The following is a 17,840-nucleotide window of genomic DNA, read 5'->3' as shown; positions in this document are numbered from 1 at the left end:
GAACAAGTTTAAAGTCATAAAACTCCAGATACCGTTCCATAAGTAATGGTAAAATTTGAAAAAGATGCATGATCGGCTAACTCTCCTTGATGTACCAATCCCGGACGCGGACTTCTATCCCACGGCGGCAAAAAACTGGCCTTATAAGGATATTCTGCTACATCTTTTAATTCCGTCCAATTAGGCTGGTTTTGCTGTTTGTAAAAGAACCGATAAATTGCTCCTTCCTGCGCTTCAATTTTCAACTGTACAGGAGATCCCTGTGCAATTTGCTTCTGCTGAAAAACTTGTCTTTTTCCATCTTTGACTTCCCATAATTCTACATGTCCATCACGCACTCCCACACCTATCGCCTGATCCATATCACCATATACTACCAAGGACTTCAGCGACGCATTTTGATTGGTTACTTCCGTTGTAACAGCGTATTCTCCATAAGCTGGTCGGATAGTCAGCGCTGTCCCTACCAGATTCTCGGAATCTGTCTCTCCTGATAGAAGTAACACGCCCTCATTGATTGACGTTTTAGGACTTGCATGTCTGAAATCCCATTGCCAGAGATCCGCCAATCCCTTGCCGGTAAAGTCATCGCTCCATTCTTTTTTCTTAAGATCTTCTGCTATAATACCTAAAGATTTTCCGTCAACATCAAAATAAGGCCATTCACTAGCCTCCTCCCAATACAACTCATCCAACAGGCCCTGTCGCCCGGTAAAAACATTGTCGCTTTTTCGATAGGCATGGTACATATAATAATCTTTTCCTTCAGGCGTGCTCACGAGTGTACCATGTCCAGGGCATTGCCACTCACTATTTTCCGCTAAGATGGGATTCTTTTCAAAATCTTCGTAAGGCCCAGTCACACTTTTTGAACGGGCAACTCTTACATTATAATCGCACTTTAAACCACAGCAGGCGCCAGCGGAATACAAAAGATAATAATATTCATTCCTTTTCACCAAACATTGCCCTTCAATACCTATCCCCTGTTCATCCTTCAACAGTGTAAATGTATCATCGTTAAGTTTCAAGCCATCAGCAGATAGGGACGCTCCCAGAATCTCGATAGGACGCTCATCCAGCCCGTAAGCTTTCCAGGTGATATACAATTGACCATTGTCATCAAACACAAATGCATCAATAGCTTCACTACCATAAGCAATCAGCACACCATGGTCTTTAAACGGTTGATCCATTGAAGGACTGGTAGCTACCCCTATGCAAGAAACGCCATCTGACTTACGCCTGGCAGTATAGTAGAGGTAGAACATATCTTGGTGATAAAACAATTCGGGTGCCCAGAAAGAGGCACTTGCCCACTCTGGGGTCTCCATCAATAGGTAGCCCGCCTGTTCCCATTCCTGAAGATCTGAGGATTTGAACAAAGGAAAGTGCGGTGCCCACTCGGACGAAGTTCCAGTAGCATAATACAACTCGCCTGCACGGATTACCGAAGGATCGGCAAAGTCTCCCGGTACAGCTGGGTTTATTCCTAAACGCTGACCGTGTACGACTGCGCCTTCAAACATAAAACAACAAAAAATATAAACAACAAATAGTTTAACAATCGGGTTCATTTTTTATTTTTTTTTACAATCAGAAAAATCCTAAACGAAACTTAAATTCTATCGGGATCATCTATTCATTGGTGACAAAACAGGTAAATTCATTTTTGTTTTCTCCTCTACCGTTTGAATCTGTTTATATAGCGGAAATAACGTAATCTATGCTGTAGGAACTTCTCCCTAAAGCCACACAAAATAAGTTAATAATTTATCAAAAAAGGCAAACACTGCTAAAAAAGCGTACGGTAGCTTTGAAATATCAATTATAACATCATGTAAGTAAAAAACATTACTGGCTTAAATAGCAGCTTAGATCATATACATTTTATATGCAAAGGCGTCATCAGCCCGTTGACTCTCCTCCGGCCACAAGGAGTTCGGTGATGCTTTTTTGCTCCAATTGACGACCTTTTAAAATAAAATACATGAGAAAAAATCAACAAATGAAATGGCTGTTTTTTAGCTGCTACTTGCTACTAGGCAGCAGTTATGCAATAGCGCTTCCCCGACACTCCGTTTCTTCGTTCAGCGGTATATTACAGCAGGAAAGAATAATTAGCGGCAGGATAACAGCGAACAATGGAACTCCTCTGCCGGGGGTTACTATTAAAGTTAAGGGCACGGCCAGGGGAGCCACCTCGAACGACAACGGATATTACACCATTAATCTGCCTAAGGACGACGTTACATTGGTTTTCACTTCCATTGGTTTTAATAGCCAAGAGATTGACGTAGCTGACCAGACCACGATTTCGATCGTGATGCAGGCCGCTCAATCGGAAGAGCTTTCCGAAATTGTGGTTATAGGATATGGTACCGCTAAAAAGAGTGACCTTACCGGGTCTGTCTCTTCTGTTAAAGCTGAAGAACTCCAGGCAATCCCTGCCACCTCCATCGACCAGGCATTGCAGGGGCGCGCTGCTGGGGTACAAGTTACGCAGGTTTCGGGGCAACCGGGTGGACAAACTTCTATCCGTATTCGGGGAACCAGTTCCATCAATGCAGGTAACGAGCCTCTGTATGTGATAGACGGTATGTTGGTCAATAGCGAAGGTATTGGAGCGGGCACCAATAGAAGCCCCAGCATCAATCCTTTATCGGCAATTAATCCTAATGATATCGAATCAATCGAAATTCTAAAAGATGCGTCAGCCTCTGCCATTTATGGCTCGAGAGGCGCCAATGGAGTGATATTGATTACTACAAAAAAAGGGAAAGAGGGTACTTCTGCCATTAACTTCGAAAGTTACTACGGTATGCAACGTATATCCAATAAAGTGGAAGTGCTCAATGCTGCCCAGTTTGCAGACCTGGTAAATGAAGCCCAGCTCAACGCAAATGCCACTCCTGTGTATGTAAACCCTCAGAATCTAGGAGAAGGCACCAATTGGCAAGATGAGATTCTAAGAGATGCGCCAATGGCTACCTATCAGGCGTCGCTTTCCGGTGGCGATGCCAAAACACAGTATGCGCTCTCCGGAGGTTACTTCTCGCAAAAGGGAATTATTGCAAACTCTGACTATGACCGCTATTCTTTCCGGGCCAATCTAAACCGACAGTTAACGGAAAGACTTGCTGTAGGGACCAACTTTACCTATAGCCGATTAGCAACCAGCGGTGTATTGACCAACTTAGGCACTTTATTGCCCGGCATCACAACCTCTGCCCTCCTTTTTAATCCGGTACAACCAATTTATGATCCCAATGGCCCTGGGGGTTACACCTTTGAAGACGACAGAGGCAGGGGGTTAAGCAATCCGGTGGCCGACCGCGAGATGGAAACCGTCAGCCAAAGCTCCAGAATATTGGGAAATGCTTTTGCGAATTTTAAAATCATTGAAGGGCTGGAATTTAAAACTAGCTTTGGTATCGACCAATATTTTACCAAAGAGAATTCCTTTGTGCCTAACTTCCTAAAACGGGCACATAGCAGTGAGGGTGAAGTAGGGATTGGTAATAGTCAAGCATTAACCTGGCTCAACGAAAATACGATCACTTATAATAAAACCATCAACACTAAACATCAGCTAAACATTGTAGCGGGTAATATGATACAAAAGTTTTTTCAAGAAAACAGCAACATGCTCTCTTTTGGTTTTTCTGATAACCGCACTGGTTATCACGATATCCGATCAGGACTTAATCATCAACCGCCGGCCAATGGAGAATCCTCCTGGAGCATGGTATCTTACCTTAGCCGCATCAACTATACACTGGATGACAAATATCTTTTCACGCTCAGTGGCAGGATGGACGGCTCTTCAAAATTTGGAAGTGAAAATAAATATGGTTTCTTTCCTTCAGGAGCATTCGCCTGGCGACTCTCCGATGAAACCTTCATGCAAAATGTAAATGTATTCAACGACCTTAAGGTAAGAACAAGTTATGGATTGATCGGAAACCAGGCGATCGCACCTTATCAATCCATTCCCTTGGTAGGCCCTTTTGGCGAGGGTGTCTTCAACAGTTCTCAAGGCAGTGAAGTTTATAAAGGTAAAGAACCGCTCAACTATGCAAACAACCGGTTAAAATGGGAAAGTACCCAACAGCTAGATATTGGCTTAGACGCCTCTCTTTTTCAGAGCAGAGTCACCATTACGGCCGACTACTACCATAAAAAAACCACCGACCTACTGCTCTCTACCCCCATCCCGTCTACCAGCGGTTTTATTACATCGATTCTCAACATTGGAAACGTGGAGAATAAAGGCTTCGACTTAGACATTCGGACGGTAAACACCACCGGAAAACTAAACTGGAATACTGCGATCAATTTTTCTGTCAATAGAAATCAGGTTACCAGGCTCAACAGCGATGATGATATTTTACAGGGAGGCTTTGCCCCCGGTTGGAGTATTTTACGGGTAGGTGAACCCATTGGTTCCTTCTACGGATATATTTTCGACGGTATATTCCAGACAGATGAAGAGGCCGCCAGTAGCGCCGTATTGAGAGGGCAAGAGGCCTCTTCCCCCAATCCTGCCTCTCGAGCCAGGGCGGGCGATCGTAGGTACCGCGACATCAATGATGACGGCGTAATTGACGAGAATGACCGTACACTCATCGGAAATGCTCAAGCAGATTTCACCTGGGGTATCAACAATTCTTTTACTTATAAAAACATTGATTTCAGCTTTTTCTTTCAGGGTTCCCAAGGTAACCAGTTGGCTAACTTCAATTCCTTCGAACTGCAAAACTTCAATGGCGAACAAAACGCGCTAGCCGAGGCGGCACTCAACCGATGGACACCGGACAACCCTAGTAACCTATACCCAAGGGCTTTAGCAAGCGGCAGTCTTGACGTCAACACCTTCTCATCGACCATTGTTGAAGATGCTTCCTATATCCGTCTGCGAAACATCGTGCTGGGGTATACGCTACCCGAAAATCTGCTTCGAAATCTTCGAATGAAAAGCTTGCGCGTATATGTAAGTGGAACTAACCTTTTTACTTGGACGAAGTATAAAGGCTACGACCCAGAGGTGAATTTCTATGGCCAAAGCACCACCTTCATTGGGGCTGATTACGGCAGTTACCCCATGGCCAAAACCTTGCTTTTCGGATTAAATATTGGTTTTTAATAATAATGCAATTACACGCTATGAATACGCTGAAAAATCTTTATAAAACAGGCTTAATCCTGGCATTTGGCTTGCTATATTCCGGTTGTAAAAAATTTCTGGAGGAAGATCCCAAAAATTTTGTCTCCACGGCTAACTTCTATACTACTGCAGACGACGCTATTTCTGCAGTTAATTCGATTTATGCCTACTTAAATGCTATCAATGAAGGCTCCTTTGCTGGGGTTTATCATAGCTCCTTTTGGGTTGCAGCCGGTTTAGCTTCCGATGAGCTCCATAACCAACAACCCGGAGCTCCAGCGCTCGATCAATTGGCAAACTTCACGTATGCCTCCCAGAATAGTGCGTTACTGGAGATATGGCGTATCCATTACAAAGCGATAACCGTTGCTAACATTGCCATTGAGCGCATTCCGGCAATTGACATGGATGGCACTCTACGTACCCGACTGATAGGAGAAGCTCGGTTTTTACGTGCTTTACTGTATTTCAACATGGTGCGTATGTTTGGTAGTATACCCCTTGTTCTACAGGAAGAAGAGCCTCTCGTTCCTGAGGTAGCAGCTGTAGAAATTATCTATCAACAGATTATAGCAGACCTCGAGGAAGCCGAAGCGCTCCCCTTTAGCTACCCAGCGGGTAACGGCAGAGGCAGGGCAACCACTGGTGCAGCAAAAGCCTTATTAGCCAAAGTATACCTCACGTTAGCGAACTGGGAACAAGCGGCGGCCAAAGCCCTTGAAATTATCAATGAGCCGAGGCATGAATATGGTTTGTGGGATGATTACGCCCAAGCATTCAGCATCGGCAACCGTGGAGGCAAAGAGGCTGTTTTTTCCGTCGGTTTTGGATTTGCTGGTGGAGCTATTATTTTCTGGGAGGATGGACAACAGAACATCCGCCTCCTTCCCCGAGAACTTACTGGAATGATCCCTGGAGTTAATGCACAAGGCTGGCAATATCCCACGCAACAGCTATACGATGTTTTTGAACCGAATGATAGAAGACGAGCAGTGACATTTATAACGGAAATCAATAATCAGGATGGATCTACAACCTCTATCATGCCATATATCAGAAAATATTGGGATAGCCTTGCCGAACCCAATGCTGGAGGTACTGAAGCAGACTTTCCGGTAATACGCTATGCCGATGTACTGTTAACCTATGCAGAAGCGGCCAATGAGCTCAATCAGACGGAAGCTGCGCTCACTTACCTGAACATAATTCGTAGAAGAGCCCGTTTTGATGGATCAACTTACCAAAACACACTACCAGACTACACCAATCTGGGACGTGACGCTATCCGACAAGCTATACTTCAAGAACGTCGAATGGAATTTGTAGCAGAAGGACACCGTTGGTTTGATTTGGTGCGTACAGGAACATTAGAAACCGCCGTACCCATAGCAAAACCTGGCGTAACACCAGCTGCCAGAAACTACCTCTTTCCTATACCACTAGAAGAACGTGATCTGAATGAGCATCTGCCTGCTAACGGTTATTGACTTTAATATGAGCATTTCGAACCCAAAGTTCTTTCATCCAAGATTTATAAAACTTAAATTACCCGAAACATTATAGACCTTAAAAGAATACATTATGAACCAGCAACCCATACACACTAAAAATCGAACAAAAAGCTTTTTATTCTTCCTTTCTTTGGTATTCCTGACCATAAGTTGCCAGCAACAACAAAACCCTAACTCAGCAGATGAGGAGGCCTTATTAACAGATACCGTTAATCTTCAATTTACCGTGGAAGAGGCGCAGGAGTGGACCAATCTATTCAAACGGAACAACGGATGGTTCGGTGCAGATGGTATTTTTGCCATCCCCATGAATGGCGTAGATACCACAGGATCTGCTAAGGATACCGAAACTCTTCTACTCTTCAGCGACACCATGCTGGGAGAAATTAAAGATGGTCAGCTACAACCGGGTTATGTAATGATCAACAACTCGGTAGCCACTTTAAAAGGGACAGAACCCAAAGAAGAAAACATACAATTCCACTGGGCGAAAGACCAAGAGGGAAAACCAAATGCAATTTTTGTACCTAGTACCCCCAATACGAAAAAGGGCGAGTACTATTGGCTGGGCGACGGCTTCGTCAACCATGAGCTTGACAATACCACCTACATTTTTGGATATCGCATCCGAAACACCGGTGCAGCCGTATTCGGATTTGAAGAGGTTGGTAATACACTGATCGCCATTCCCAACGGCAGTACACCTCCATTTACGGATCAACGTCAAATGGATACACCGTTTTTTCTACAGGTAGGAGAAGAAAAAAGTGACTACGGATCGTTTGGAGCGGGTATTTTTGTAAACACGGAAAAAGCAGGAGCGCCACAGCCCGATGGTTATGTATACGTATATGGCGTACGTGGAAAGGAAAAGAACGTGATGGCAGCCCGTGTAAAACCTAAAGATTTTGAAAACTTTGATGCGTGGCGCTTTTGGGATGGGCAGGAATGGAATACCGATATGAATCAAGTGGCCCATATTACAGATAGAGCATCCAATGAGCTTAGCTTGACGCCGCTTCCCGACGGCCGCTATGCACTCGTTTTTCAGACGGATGGTATGGGGTCAAAAGTAGGGTTACGCATTGGCCTCAGTCCCGTAGGACCATTTGGACCTATCAAAGAGCTGTGGGACTGCAAAGAGAGCGAAATCAATAAAAACTTCATCGTATATAATGCCAAAACACATTATAACCTTTCGAAGAAAAACGAGCTACTCATTAGTTATAATGTCAATTCCCTCGATTTCTGGAACGACATTAAAACACATCCAGATCTGTACCGCCCACGATTTATTAAAGTAAAGTTCAAATAAACTCGACAATGAAACAGACGTTATTCCAAGCATACCTGTACAGCACTTTATATCTAATAGTTTTTTGTACGGGATGCCAACAGACAACCGAGCAAGAGGCAGCAAAAACACAAGTAATAGCCGAATCGTCGCCTGAGTGGAGTAATCTGCTCCTCAACAAAAAAGGTTGGATCGGCGCAGATGGTATCTACTGCGTACCCCTGAACGGCGTAGAAAGACCAGGTGAAGCCCAGCAAACAAAAACGCTCTTCTGGTTTAGCGATACGATTATCGGAGACATTGAAGACGATTCCTTACAGCAAGGATGGGAGATGGTACACAACTCTATTGCTTATCTGACCGGTGGCGATCCTGACAAAGAAAAAATGGATTTCTTCTGGGCAAAAGATGACGACGGAAAAGCCCGATCGGTATTCGAACCTCATACTCCGGAAGCCCAGGTAAATGAGTATTACTGGCTGGGCGATGGTTTCTTCAACCATCGCTTAGACAGCACCATTTACATCTTCGCCTACCGCATCAGAAATCTTCCTGAAGGTGCATTCCCCTTCGAAGATGTTGGTGTCAATCTCATCGCTATACCCAAAGGTAGTCAACCTCCCTTCAACGAGCAGCGGCAAATGGATACTCCGCTGTTTCACATCGGCAAAAAAGGTAAATCAGTTTTCGGCATCAACGTTTTGGCTAACACAACAGGTGCAGGAGCACCTCAACCCGATGGATATATTTATGTTTATGGCATCCGTGGAACGAATAAAGAGCTGCTGGTAGCAAGAGTAGAGGAAGAGCTTTTTGAAGACTTCCAAGCCTGGACCTACTGGGATGGTCAGTCGTGGAACTCATCAATTGACGAATCCGCTGCGATCACCGACCGAATATCGAATGAGATGAGTGTAAGTTTTATGGAAGATGGTCGTGTTATCGCCGCTTTTCAGGTAGACACCAACTCGCCTTCAATTGCCATACAGGTTGCCAAAACACCTATTGGACCATTCTTTCCTTTCAAGAAAGTTTATGAAACACCCGAAATTTATGAAGACATTGACTTTTACACGTATAATGCCAAAGCACATCCACATCTTTCAACACCGGGAGAGCTACTGATCAGCTACAATGTCAACGCCTTTGATTTTGAAAATAAATTATACCAACATCCTAATCATTGTAGACCACGTTTTATACGGGTTAAATATTAAACCAATATGTACCTAAGAATTTTAATTATCGTCTGTATTTATTTCGTAGCTGCTCCAGCTTCTTTTGCGCAGGAAGTGTTAGCACATCGTATTACGCAAGCCCTGCAAAAATACGTAGATAGCAACCAAGTTGCTGGGATAAACGCACTAGTGCTGAAAAGAGGCAAAATTATTTATCAGGCCAGCATCGGTTTCAGCGATAGAGAACGACAGACTCCTTTACAGCACGATCATATTTTTCGCATTGCATCCCAAACCAAGGCGATTACCTGCACGGGCATCATGATGCTGTATGAAGAAGGTAAACTACTGTTAGATGACCCTATCGCTAAATATATTCCAGCATTTAAACATATGGAGGTACTTAAATCCTATCATGCCCCAGACACCAGTTACACTACCGTTCCCGCAAAAAAGGAAATTACCATTAGACATCTGCTCACACATACTTCCGGTATCGGGTATGCAGGTATCGGAAGTGAAGAAGCTAAAGCGATTTATGCCAAGGCAGACATCCCGGCGGGTTTTGAAAAACGCCGCATTGTACTCGGCGATAAAATGAAAGCATTGGCTCAGTTTCCACTCCTGCACGAACCAGGAGAAGCCTTTACTTACGGTTTAAGTATTGATGTTTTAGGCTACCTCATCGAATGCATCTCCGGTAAGTCTTTGGACGATTTTTTCCGTGAACGGATATTTGAACCTTTGGGGATGCAGGACACGCATTTTTACTTACCCAAGCAAAAACACGAGCGATTAGTGACGTTATACACCGAAAATGAACAAGCAGAAACCATGCTCCAAAAAAACAACTATCAGCATTATCCATTGGTAACAACGGGAACCTATTATTCGGGCGGAGCGGGCCTGTGTAGTACTATTGCAGATTATGCCGTCTTTTTACAAGCCTTGCTTCAAGGAGGGAGACAGAAAGAATTTCGCCTCCTTAGTCCGAATAGCGTCCGTTTGATGACTTCCGATCAGGCTCCCGACGTTTTCCTCGGTGGTCCAGACCGTATAGGTTTCGGCTTTAGTGTAATTACCAAAAAAGGAAGTGTGGTAGGCCCGTGGAACGAAGGCACATATGCCGGTGGCGGTTATTTTGGAACGCATTATTGGGTAGATCCCAACAATGAAATGATTGGCCTGATTTATACGCAAAAACACCCCAACAGTTCTTGGGAAGAAATACAGTCGGTGTTCAAGGCTATGGCTTATGGTTCATTTCTAAAAGACGATGAATAAATGCTTAGCAGATTTTGCGATACTGTATACGATAAACTTGCGGTGCACACCCTTTAAATTTCTTAAACTGCCTATAAAAAAAAGGAAGGCTTTCATAACCGGAGGTATAACAAATTTGAGCAACCTGTAGGTCGGTATCTATCAACAGCTTACAGGCTACATTTATTCTATATTCATTAAGAAAAGAAAAGAAAGGTTTCTTCATGATCTTACTAAAAAAGCGCGAAAAGGCCTCTTCTGTCATGCATACCTGAGCCGCTACTTCCAAAAGCGTAATCTTCGTTGCATAGTTATTTTTCACAAATTGAAGGATGGTATTTACCCGTTCATTTTCGCGATAGTTGAGTATATGTTTAAAACCTTCTTCACATAAAACAGTATAAGAAGCTGTTTCTGCTAATCGGTGCATAATTTCCAGCAATGTTATTAAGCGCTTAAAGGGGGGAAGATCGATCATTTCAAGCATTAATGGTCTTAATTGAAGGGCGATCTCTTCTCTGAACCTTATTCCTTTCTCCGAAAGCGCTATTAACTTCCCAATAGCCTCAAACTCTTTTGCCTGAAACCAGTCCTCTCCTAGGAAATCAGCCCTCCATTGAATAACAATGGCACTGGCATGGTTAGGTTGTTTTCCTGTATTCTTCCAGCAATGTGGCAAATTAGACCCCACCATTACCAGATCGTTTTCATAGAAATCATCAAAATTATTTCCTACATATCTTACTCCTCTACTCGACAAAATATAGGTTATTTCAAATTCAGGATGATAATGCCAAGGGTAATCAAACTCTTTTTTTTGCTGTAAAAACACATTAAAGGAATTTGATTCCAACGGTGATATTGCCTCATATAACGCTTTCATCGAAGAAACTATGTTAGGTATTTGGAATTGGTTAGGGCAAATTGCCTTGCGTAAATATACCTTAATTTTATATTTTTTGAAACAAACACCTACAATTTAATGCAAAATAGGTTACTCTTTTGTTAAGATCAGCAAATACAAAAGCCTTACAGGCATTTAAATTTGACGATCTATTAACACCAAAATCCGCATTCGTTTGAACTCCTAACGCGGAACCTGGATTAAAACTGAAAGTAAAAGATGAAGACAACAGCAAAAGATCTTTCCCACTATCACGAACAAATAACCGATTTATTCCAATGGCCCCAAAGCCCAAAAGATTGGGAGCAGTACCGTTTGACCCAGGAGCAAGTTGATTTCTTTCATGAATATGGCTATCTCAGCAATATCAAGCTGCTGAATGATCAACAGGTAGCGGCACTGAATAACGAGCTTGCAGCAATAACCGACCCTTCGCATCCCGGCAACCAGCTATTTTATGAATTCAACTCCAATGAGTCGACAGACCCCAATGCTATACTTTTCCACGCCCTTGGCGCTTGGCGTATAAGTCCCGGTTTCCACGACGTACTGTGGAACCCTGCTTTTGTCGTGGCAGCAAAACAGTTATTGAACGGGCAAAGGATACGGTTTTGGCATGATCAGCTTTTTTGTAAACCGGCACAGCACGGCGGTGTCGTAGCTTGGCATCAGGATTATTCCTACTGGACGCGTACCGTACCCATGCAACACCTCACCTGCTGGATGGGTTTAGACGACGCCAGTACCGAAAACGGTTGTCTCTACTATGTTCCCGGAAGCCATAAATGGGGTCTCTTAGACAAGCCAGAGCTAGCAGGAGATATGGAAGGTCTTTTCGACTACCTCGATGATCAGCAAAAGCAGGCTTTTCAGCCTATCCCAATAGTCATGAAGCAAGGATATGGAACCTTTCATCACCCACTTCTCGTGCATGGATCGTACGCCAACACTTCCGACCGTTCACGCCGGGCCCTTGTACTAAATGTTTTTGCCGATGGCACCCTATCCAACAGCAATGAAGAGGTATTACAAGGCGTCCCCATAATCCACAAAGGAGAAAAAATGCAAGGCCAATTCTTTCCATTGTTAAACCCAGAATCCGCGTTAAGCCAATAGCATATAGTAATTATTTGATGAGTACGATGTAGATCTATATTTATGAAAGCTTTATTTTCTGTCATGTTTTTATACCTCATAGCCTATTCATTTAGTTGGGCACGGCAGTCTTATCCATTCGATGGCCTCCAATTAAACATGGGTAACATTTACCGTTTATCAGACGCAAAAACAAGGTCCATTACCCCTGAGAACTTCACAGGAGGTAAGGGTGATGGAGCCAAAGCCACTTTAGCCGACAGCGTGCATAGAAACCGAGCCAATAATGCCCCTTCCGCTAAACATTTAGGACAGGGGTGGAAACTTAATCCGTATATCAAAATCGAGTCCGGTGAGACGTTCACTATCGCTGATATGGAAGGCCCGGGAGCTATTCAACATATCTGGATGACAGCTACGGGTAATTGGCGTTTTTCCATCCTTCGGATATATTGGGATGGAGAAGAAGCTCCGTCGGTAGAGTGTCCGCTAGGTGATTTCTTCGGCATGGGTTGGAGTCAATACGCACACCTAAATTCTATACCGGTAACCGTTAACCCTGGAAGTGCGTTCAACTGCTACTGGCCGATGCCTTTTCGGAAAAAGTGCAGGGTAACTGTAGAAAACATAGCTACTGAGCAGATGGTTTTGTTTTACCAAATCGACTATACCCTAACGGAAGTTCCGACTGACGCCGCCTATTTCCATGCCCAGTTCCAGCGGTCAAACCCAACCGAGAAAGCATTGCATACCATTGTAACAGATATCAAAGGTAAAGGCCATTATGTAGGCACGTACATTGCTTGGGGCACCAATAACAAAGGCTGGTGGGGTGAAGGAGAAGTCAAGTTTTATCTCGATGGCGACAGCGCCTTCCCTACCATCAGCGGAACAGGTACAGAAGACTATTTCGGGGGCTCTTATTGTTTTGAAGTGGAAGGTCAGTATGTTCCCTTCTCCACAGCCTATGCCGGCTTACATCAAGTTATTAAACCTGATGGTGTATATCAATCCCAGCAGCGTTTCGGCATGTATCGCTGGCACATTATGGATCCCATTCGTTTCGATAAAGACCTCAAAGTAACTATTCAGGATCTTGGTCTCAAAAACGATCTGATGTATCGCACGCAGCAATCAGACATCAGTTCTGTTGCGTTTTGGTATCAAACAGAACCTCATCATCCATTTTCGACATTACCGACAAAAGATGAACTTGAAATAAATTAATGCTTTATGAAAAATATTTTAACCGTCATATCTTTTTATTAACAACATATCATGAGCATAACGAGGCCGCTTCTCATTTAAACACGAGCTGTTTCAACAAATTATCATTTGTTTTGTTGCTCCAATAATGATTTTCGTATATTTTGTACCATCGAAGCAAATCACTCACTATGCTAAAAAATATTACGTCCTTCAGATTGGTAGTAAACAGACCTGTCTTCTACACATCGTTATCATTCATAATTGCGAGCATAGGTTTCTGCTTATTCTTTCAGGAATCGATAGATGAATGGTTCGCCAGTGCCCAGTTGGCCATTACCGATAATTTAGGATGGTTTTTTATCTTAGCGGTTAACTTCATATTGATTTACTGCCTATACCTAGCTTTTAGCAAATATGGGAACATTCGCTTAGGAGGAGATCATGCCGAACCTGAGTTCAGCACTTTAGCCTGGTTTGCCATGCTGTTCAGTGCTGGTATGGGCATAGGCATTATGTTCTTTAGTGTAGCGGAGCCTGTATCTCACTTTTCGGAACCACCCAGACCGACAGCAGACCCCGCGGTCAGGGCCATGCAGTCTATGGAATTTACTAGTTTACATTGGGGGCTACATGCTTGGGGCATTTATTCACTGGTAGGATTGGCATTGGCCTTTTTCTCTTTTAACAGCAAACTTCCACTTACCTTCCGCTCGTTATTCTACCCCTTTCTGGGTGAACGGATTCATGGATGGTGGGGGCACATTATCGATATTTTTTCTGTTATAGCTACCATCTTTGGCTTGTCTACTTCTCTGGGCTTAGGTGTGCAGCAGATGAATGCCGGACTCAACTTTCTATTCGGTTGGGATATATCCATTAGTCTACAGGCCTGGCTCATTCTTGTTGTCATTTCCATAGCGACATTATCAGTGGTATCTGGTCTCGACAAGGGTATTAAGCTGCTAAGTCAGGGGAATATGATCATGGCATTGGTATTGATGCTTTTGGTTTTTTGCCTGGGTCCTTCTGTTTTTCTGCTGAAGAGTTATTTTCAGCACACGGGAGCTTACCTGGCCGATTTAATTGAAATAAGTACGTGGAACGATGCTTATAGCGATAGCGGATGGCAAAACAAATGGACTGTATTTTATTGGGCCTGGTGGATCGCTTGGTCACCATTTGTGGGTAGCTTTATTGCACGCATATCCAAAGGACGAACCGTAAGAGAATTTGTGTTAGGTGTTCTTCTTGCTCCAGCACTGATTACGCTCTTGTGGATGACTATTTTTGGTGGTACAGCACTACATTTCATCCTTGACGGGGATAGCAGCTTGGTCACTGCAGTGAAAGACAATCTGTCTACAGCCTTGTTCGTTTTCTTACAAAAAATACCGTGGACAGGCTTACTCTCCGTGCTGGCCATTCTGCTAGTAGCATTCTTTTTTATCACTTCCTCCGATTCGGGCGCGCTGGTAGTAGACAACATTACTTCAGGCAATGCTCCACAAACCCCAGTAATTCAGCGCATATTTTGGGCATTTTTACAGGGTATCATCGCTATTGTGCTTTTATGGGGTGGCGGATTGGAAGCCCTACAGACTGCGGTTATTATTGCCGGCCTGCCTTTTGCTATTATCCTATTGATCATGTGTTACAGTCTTTATCAAGGTTTAGAGGAAGCATACCGACGTAAGCAAAAAAAATTACAGGTACATCAGGAAAGGAGTTATCGCGACATCATACAGGATTTATTGGATGAAAAAGAATGATCATTTATTAATATAGTCATGGAACCAGCAAAAAGCATACGTCTTCTTATGGGGCTTGACCTCTCAGAAATGGACGCTGCACTTATCGACTATCTTTCGGTTGCACGTAAGTTATATCCTATTGCCCACATCACCTTCTTACATAATGTAAAAGTGAGTGAGCTCCCTGAAGAACTACGATCGCCCGAGATGTTGGAAAAAATAAAGGCTAGTGTGAGCAAAAAATTAAGTGCACTCATCAGCAAAGGCTACCTTATAGAGGAGCCTTACCAAATAACTGTTACCACTTCATCTTTTAGTGAAACTGCCTTTTTGGACATTAGTAAAAGGATAAGTCCCCACCTCGTATTACTCGGTAATAAGCAGGAACATGAAGGTAGCGGGGGGCTTCCTCAAAAGTTAATCAGAATGCTTCCTTGCGCTACGCTGTTGGTTCCGGAAACCTTTGATCATTCTCCAAAAAAAATTATTGGAGCTATTGATTTTTCCAAGTATAGCCAAATTGTAGGCCGCATTGGGCAACAGCTCCTGCATCACAACCAACAAGAGCAACTTACTTTTGAGCCTATTCATATAGCAAAAATATCCTGGCAATTTTTCCCTGGACCCAGTGAAAAGGAAATCAAGAAGATATTGAAAGAAGAGACCCAGGCAAAACAAAAAAAATGGGCAAAGGCGCATCCGGATCTGCCCCCCTTAACCGTTGTTGATGCTCAAGAGAAAAACATTGCTTCTACAATCATACAATATGCGGAGCGATCTGGAGCGGCAACACTCATCCTAGGTGTAAAGGGTGCTAGCTCACTGACCGGACTTTTTATGGGCAGTGTGGCCAATGAATTGATACAGCGATCAACGCACTTAAGTATTTTATTGGTGAAGCAAGTCCTACCAAATTAAGTTTCTATTACTTAGCGATCGGGGATAAAAACAGCCGTTTAATTGTTGAGCCTTCAAAAAGTTCAAATACCAAAATTTAAATTTGCAGTATAAAAAAGAAGCTGTCCAAGAGTGGCTAGTTCTACAACAGCCACTTCTGGACAGCTCATTTTAGGTAAATCTAGAGGCTCTCTTGGGTATCAGTAACCTGGGTTTTGTACCAATAAGGAGTTGGCATCCATCTCTCTTTGTGGAATTGGATATACTAATGCGTTATTATCATAAGAGAATTCTCCTATGGCACGACCTGTTCTTTTCAAATCGTGAATCAAGAAACCTTCAAAAGCAAGTTCAAGCTCCCGTTCCAACAGAATGTCATCCAAAGTCACCGATGATTTTGAACTGGCATTTGCACGACTACGGATAGTATTGATATCCGCTGCCGGCGAAGCACCAATGCTTGTACCCAAGCGTAAATTTGCTTCGGCTCTTATCAAATACATTTCGGCAAGACGAATGACGGGAATGTTGCCAAACTGGTTGGTATACTTAGACGTCAGTAAATCACCATAGTCTCTACTCACATAGAAGAAGTCACCACGCACGTCGGTATCAGAGTCAAACAGATCCACGTAGCCCTCTACCGCCACATCGCCCCCGCGACCTCCGTTTGCCTGATCAGCATAATGCACGATAAGCTGGTTCTCTCGGGTCACTGCATCATCCTGACTGGTTACCTGAATCGCGAATAGATCTTCGCTGGAATTCGCATCATTATTGAAAGCTGCTGCATAGGTATTAGTGAGTGAATGGCCACTGTTAAGGATCACTTCGTCGGCAGCATCTCTTGCTTCCGCATAGTTTCCCTGCTGTAAGTAGACACGGGCTAGTAGTGCTTTAGCCGTGTATCTATTTGCTAAAGCGCCATTCGACTCTGGTAATTCCTCAAACGCATCGTTCAAATCTGTGATCACCTGTGCATATACTTCCTGAACGGTATTGCGTGCCACTTCCAAGTTTCCGGTATAATCAACAATGCCACTTAAGGCAATTGGTACACCAAGCTGACTATTTGCTTGACCTTCTTCATAAGGAGCACCGAACATTCTTACCAGATCGAAATAAGTCAGCCCTCGCAAAAACTTAGCCCCTCCCGAAACATCTGCTCGAATATCCTCATCAACAATTTCCAGGTGATCAATAATCAAATTTGTCATATTAACTAAGGTGTAGGCGTCCAGCCAATAAGCACTGACGAATGAATTATCGACCAAGACACTTTTGTTAAAAACCTGTCTGGGTTGTTGAAAGGTGCCGTACCAAGCTGCTTGATCCGTAAATCCATAGAGATCCGACAGCAGTTGTAAGCGTCCTCCATACATATCTATTCTCCCTGCTCTATTATAAGCACCCGTAAGAAGATTTTCAATGTTTTGGGACGTTGACAAAGCGACTTCTGTGGGAATAGACTGTTCCGGTTCGATGTCCAGTCGTTTATTACAGGCCATTAGACCGCATAGTATAAGGCCTAATGCTACCATCTTATATTTATAGCTAAATCTTTTCATTTT

12 protein-coding genes are annotated in these 17,840 nt (G+C 43.5%); 9 read left to right on the top strand and 3 right to left on the bottom strand.

Going from position 1 to position 17,840, the window contains the following annotated elements; translation table 11 throughout:
* Nucleotides 1–14: 14 nt before the first annotated feature.
* A complete protein-coding gene (locus H8S90_RS09280) occupies nt 15–1,577 on the bottom strand; it encodes a glycoside hydrolase family 43 protein (protein WP_222852267.1) in 1,563 nt (520 codons plus the stop codon).
* A 413-nt stretch (nt 1,578–1,990) separates the two neighbouring features.
* On the opposite strand from H8S90_RS09280, the gene H8S90_RS09275 reads away from it, so the two are divergent.
* The 5 genes from H8S90_RS09275 to H8S90_RS09255 all read left to right on the top strand — a co-directional run bounded on the left by H8S90_RS09275 (nt 1,991) and on the right by H8S90_RS09255 (nt 10,434).
* A complete protein-coding gene (locus H8S90_RS09275) occupies nt 1,991–5,146 on the top strand; it encodes a TonB-dependent receptor (protein ID WP_187342272.1) in 3,156 nt (1,051 codons plus the stop codon).
* A 20-nt stretch (nt 5,147–5,166) separates the two neighbouring features.
* Nucleotides 5,167–6,654 (top strand): RagB/SusD family nutrient uptake outer membrane protein, encoded by a 1,488-nt coding sequence (locus H8S90_RS09270; protein ID WP_187342271.1) that lies wholly within the window; start codon nt 5,167–5,169, stop codon nt 6,652–6,654.
* A 94-nt stretch (nt 6,655–6,748) separates the two neighbouring features.
* Nucleotides 6,749–7,993, top strand: a complete 1,245-nt coding sequence (locus tag H8S90_RS09265) for a DUF4185 domain-containing protein (RefSeq protein WP_187342270.1) — start codon at nt 6,749–6,751, stop codon at nt 7,991–7,993.
* A gap of 8 nt (nt 7,994–8,001) precedes the next feature.
* Nucleotides 8,002–9,189 (top strand): DUF4185 domain-containing protein, encoded by a 1,188-nt coding sequence (locus H8S90_RS09260; RefSeq protein WP_187342269.1) that lies wholly within the window; start codon nt 8,002–8,004, stop codon nt 9,187–9,189.
* A 6-nt stretch (nt 9,190–9,195) separates the two neighbouring features.
* Complete coding sequence (locus tag H8S90_RS09255) at nt 9,196–10,434, top strand: serine hydrolase (protein ID WP_187342268.1); 1,239 nt, start codon at nt 9,196–9,198, stop codon at nt 10,432–10,434.
* Between the two features lie 4 nt (nt 10,435–10,438).
* Here H8S90_RS09255 and H8S90_RS09250 read toward each other — a convergent pair whose 3' ends face one another.
* Entirely contained in the window at nt 10,439–11,296 is an 858-nt protein-coding gene (locus H8S90_RS09250; RefSeq protein ID WP_187342267.1) for an AraC family transcriptional regulator, read from the bottom strand.
* A gap of 240 nt (nt 11,297–11,536) precedes the next feature.
* Here H8S90_RS09250 and H8S90_RS09245 point away from each other — a divergent pair, with 240 nt between their 5' ends.
* From H8S90_RS09245 to H8S90_RS09230, 4 genes are all read left to right on the top strand, one after another.
* Nucleotides 11,537–12,433: a phytanoyl-CoA dioxygenase family protein gene (locus tag H8S90_RS09245; RefSeq protein WP_187342266.1), complete on the top strand. Its 897-nt coding sequence runs from the start codon at nt 11,537–11,539 to the stop codon at nt 12,431–12,433.
* Between the two features lie 42 nt (nt 12,434–12,475).
* Entirely contained in the window at nt 12,476–13,639 is a 1,164-nt protein-coding gene (locus tag H8S90_RS09240; protein ID WP_187342265.1) for a glycoside hydrolase family 172 protein, read from the top strand.
* A gap of 170 nt (nt 13,640–13,809) precedes the next feature.
* On the top strand, nt 13,810–15,390 hold the full coding sequence (locus tag H8S90_RS09235) for a BCCT family transporter (protein ID WP_187342264.1): 1,581 nt from the start codon (nt 13,810–13,812) through the stop codon (nt 15,388–15,390).
* Between the two features lie 18 nt (nt 15,391–15,408).
* Entirely contained in the window at nt 15,409–16,290 is an 882-nt protein-coding gene (locus H8S90_RS09230) for a universal stress protein (protein ID WP_187342263.1), read from the top strand.
* A gap of 179 nt (nt 16,291–16,469) precedes the next feature.
* On the opposite strand, the gene H8S90_RS09225 is transcribed toward H8S90_RS09230, so the two are convergent.
* The gene (locus H8S90_RS09225) at nt 16,470–17,837 is read right to left on the bottom strand and encodes a RagB/SusD family nutrient uptake outer membrane protein (protein ID WP_187342262.1); all 1,368 of its coding nucleotides are present in this window, start codon (nt 17,835–17,837) and stop codon (nt 16,470–16,472) included.
* Nucleotides 17,838–17,840 lie beyond the last annotated feature (3 nt).

Origin of the sequence: Olivibacter sp. SDN3, from assembly GCF_014334135.1 — a bacterium.
GTDB lineage: Bacteria > Bacteroidota > Bacteroidia > Sphingobacteriales > Sphingobacteriaceae > Olivibacter.
This window is presented reverse-complemented; position numbering and strand designations above follow the sequence as displayed.

Bases quoted from the DNA above. Each gene is read 5' to 3' on its own strand.
- H8S90_RS09280 (WP_222852267.1), bottom strand. From the start codon at position 1,577: ATGAACCCGATTGTTAAACTATTTGTTGTTTATATTTTTTGTTGTTTT.
- H8S90_RS09275 (WP_187342272.1), top strand. From the start codon at position 1,991: ATGAGAAAAAATCAACAAATGAAATGGCTGTTTTTTAGCTGCTACTTG.
- H8S90_RS09270 (WP_187342271.1), top strand. From the start codon at position 5,167: ATGAATACGCTGAAAAATCTTTATAAAACAGGCTTAATCCTGGCATTT.
- H8S90_RS09265 (WP_187342270.1), top strand. From the start codon at position 6,749: ATGAACCAGCAACCCATACACACTAAAAATCGAACAAAAAGCTTTTTA.
- H8S90_RS09260 (WP_187342269.1), top strand. From the start codon at position 8,002: ATGAAACAGACGTTATTCCAAGCATACCTGTACAGCACTTTATATCTA.
- H8S90_RS09255 (WP_187342268.1), top strand. From the start codon at position 9,196: ATGTACCTAAGAATTTTAATTATCGTCTGTATTTATTTCGTAGCTGCT.
- H8S90_RS09250 (WP_187342267.1), bottom strand. From the start codon at position 11,296: ATGAAAGCGTTATATGAGGCAATATCACCGTTGGAATCAAATTCCTTT.
- H8S90_RS09245 (WP_187342266.1), top strand. From the start codon at position 11,537: ATGAAGACAACAGCAAAAGATCTTTCCCACTATCACGAACAAATAACC.
- H8S90_RS09240 (WP_187342265.1), top strand. From the start codon at position 12,476: ATGAAAGCTTTATTTTCTGTCATGTTTTTATACCTCATAGCCTATTCA.
- H8S90_RS09235 (WP_187342264.1), top strand. From the start codon at position 13,810: ATGCTAAAAAATATTACGTCCTTCAGATTGGTAGTAAACAGACCTGTC.
- H8S90_RS09230 (WP_187342263.1), top strand. From the start codon at position 15,409: ATGGAACCAGCAAAAAGCATACGTCTTCTTATGGGGCTTGACCTCTCA.
- H8S90_RS09225 (WP_187342262.1), bottom strand. From the start codon at position 17,837: ATGAAAAGATTTAGCTATAAATATAAGATGGTAGCATTAGGCCTTATA.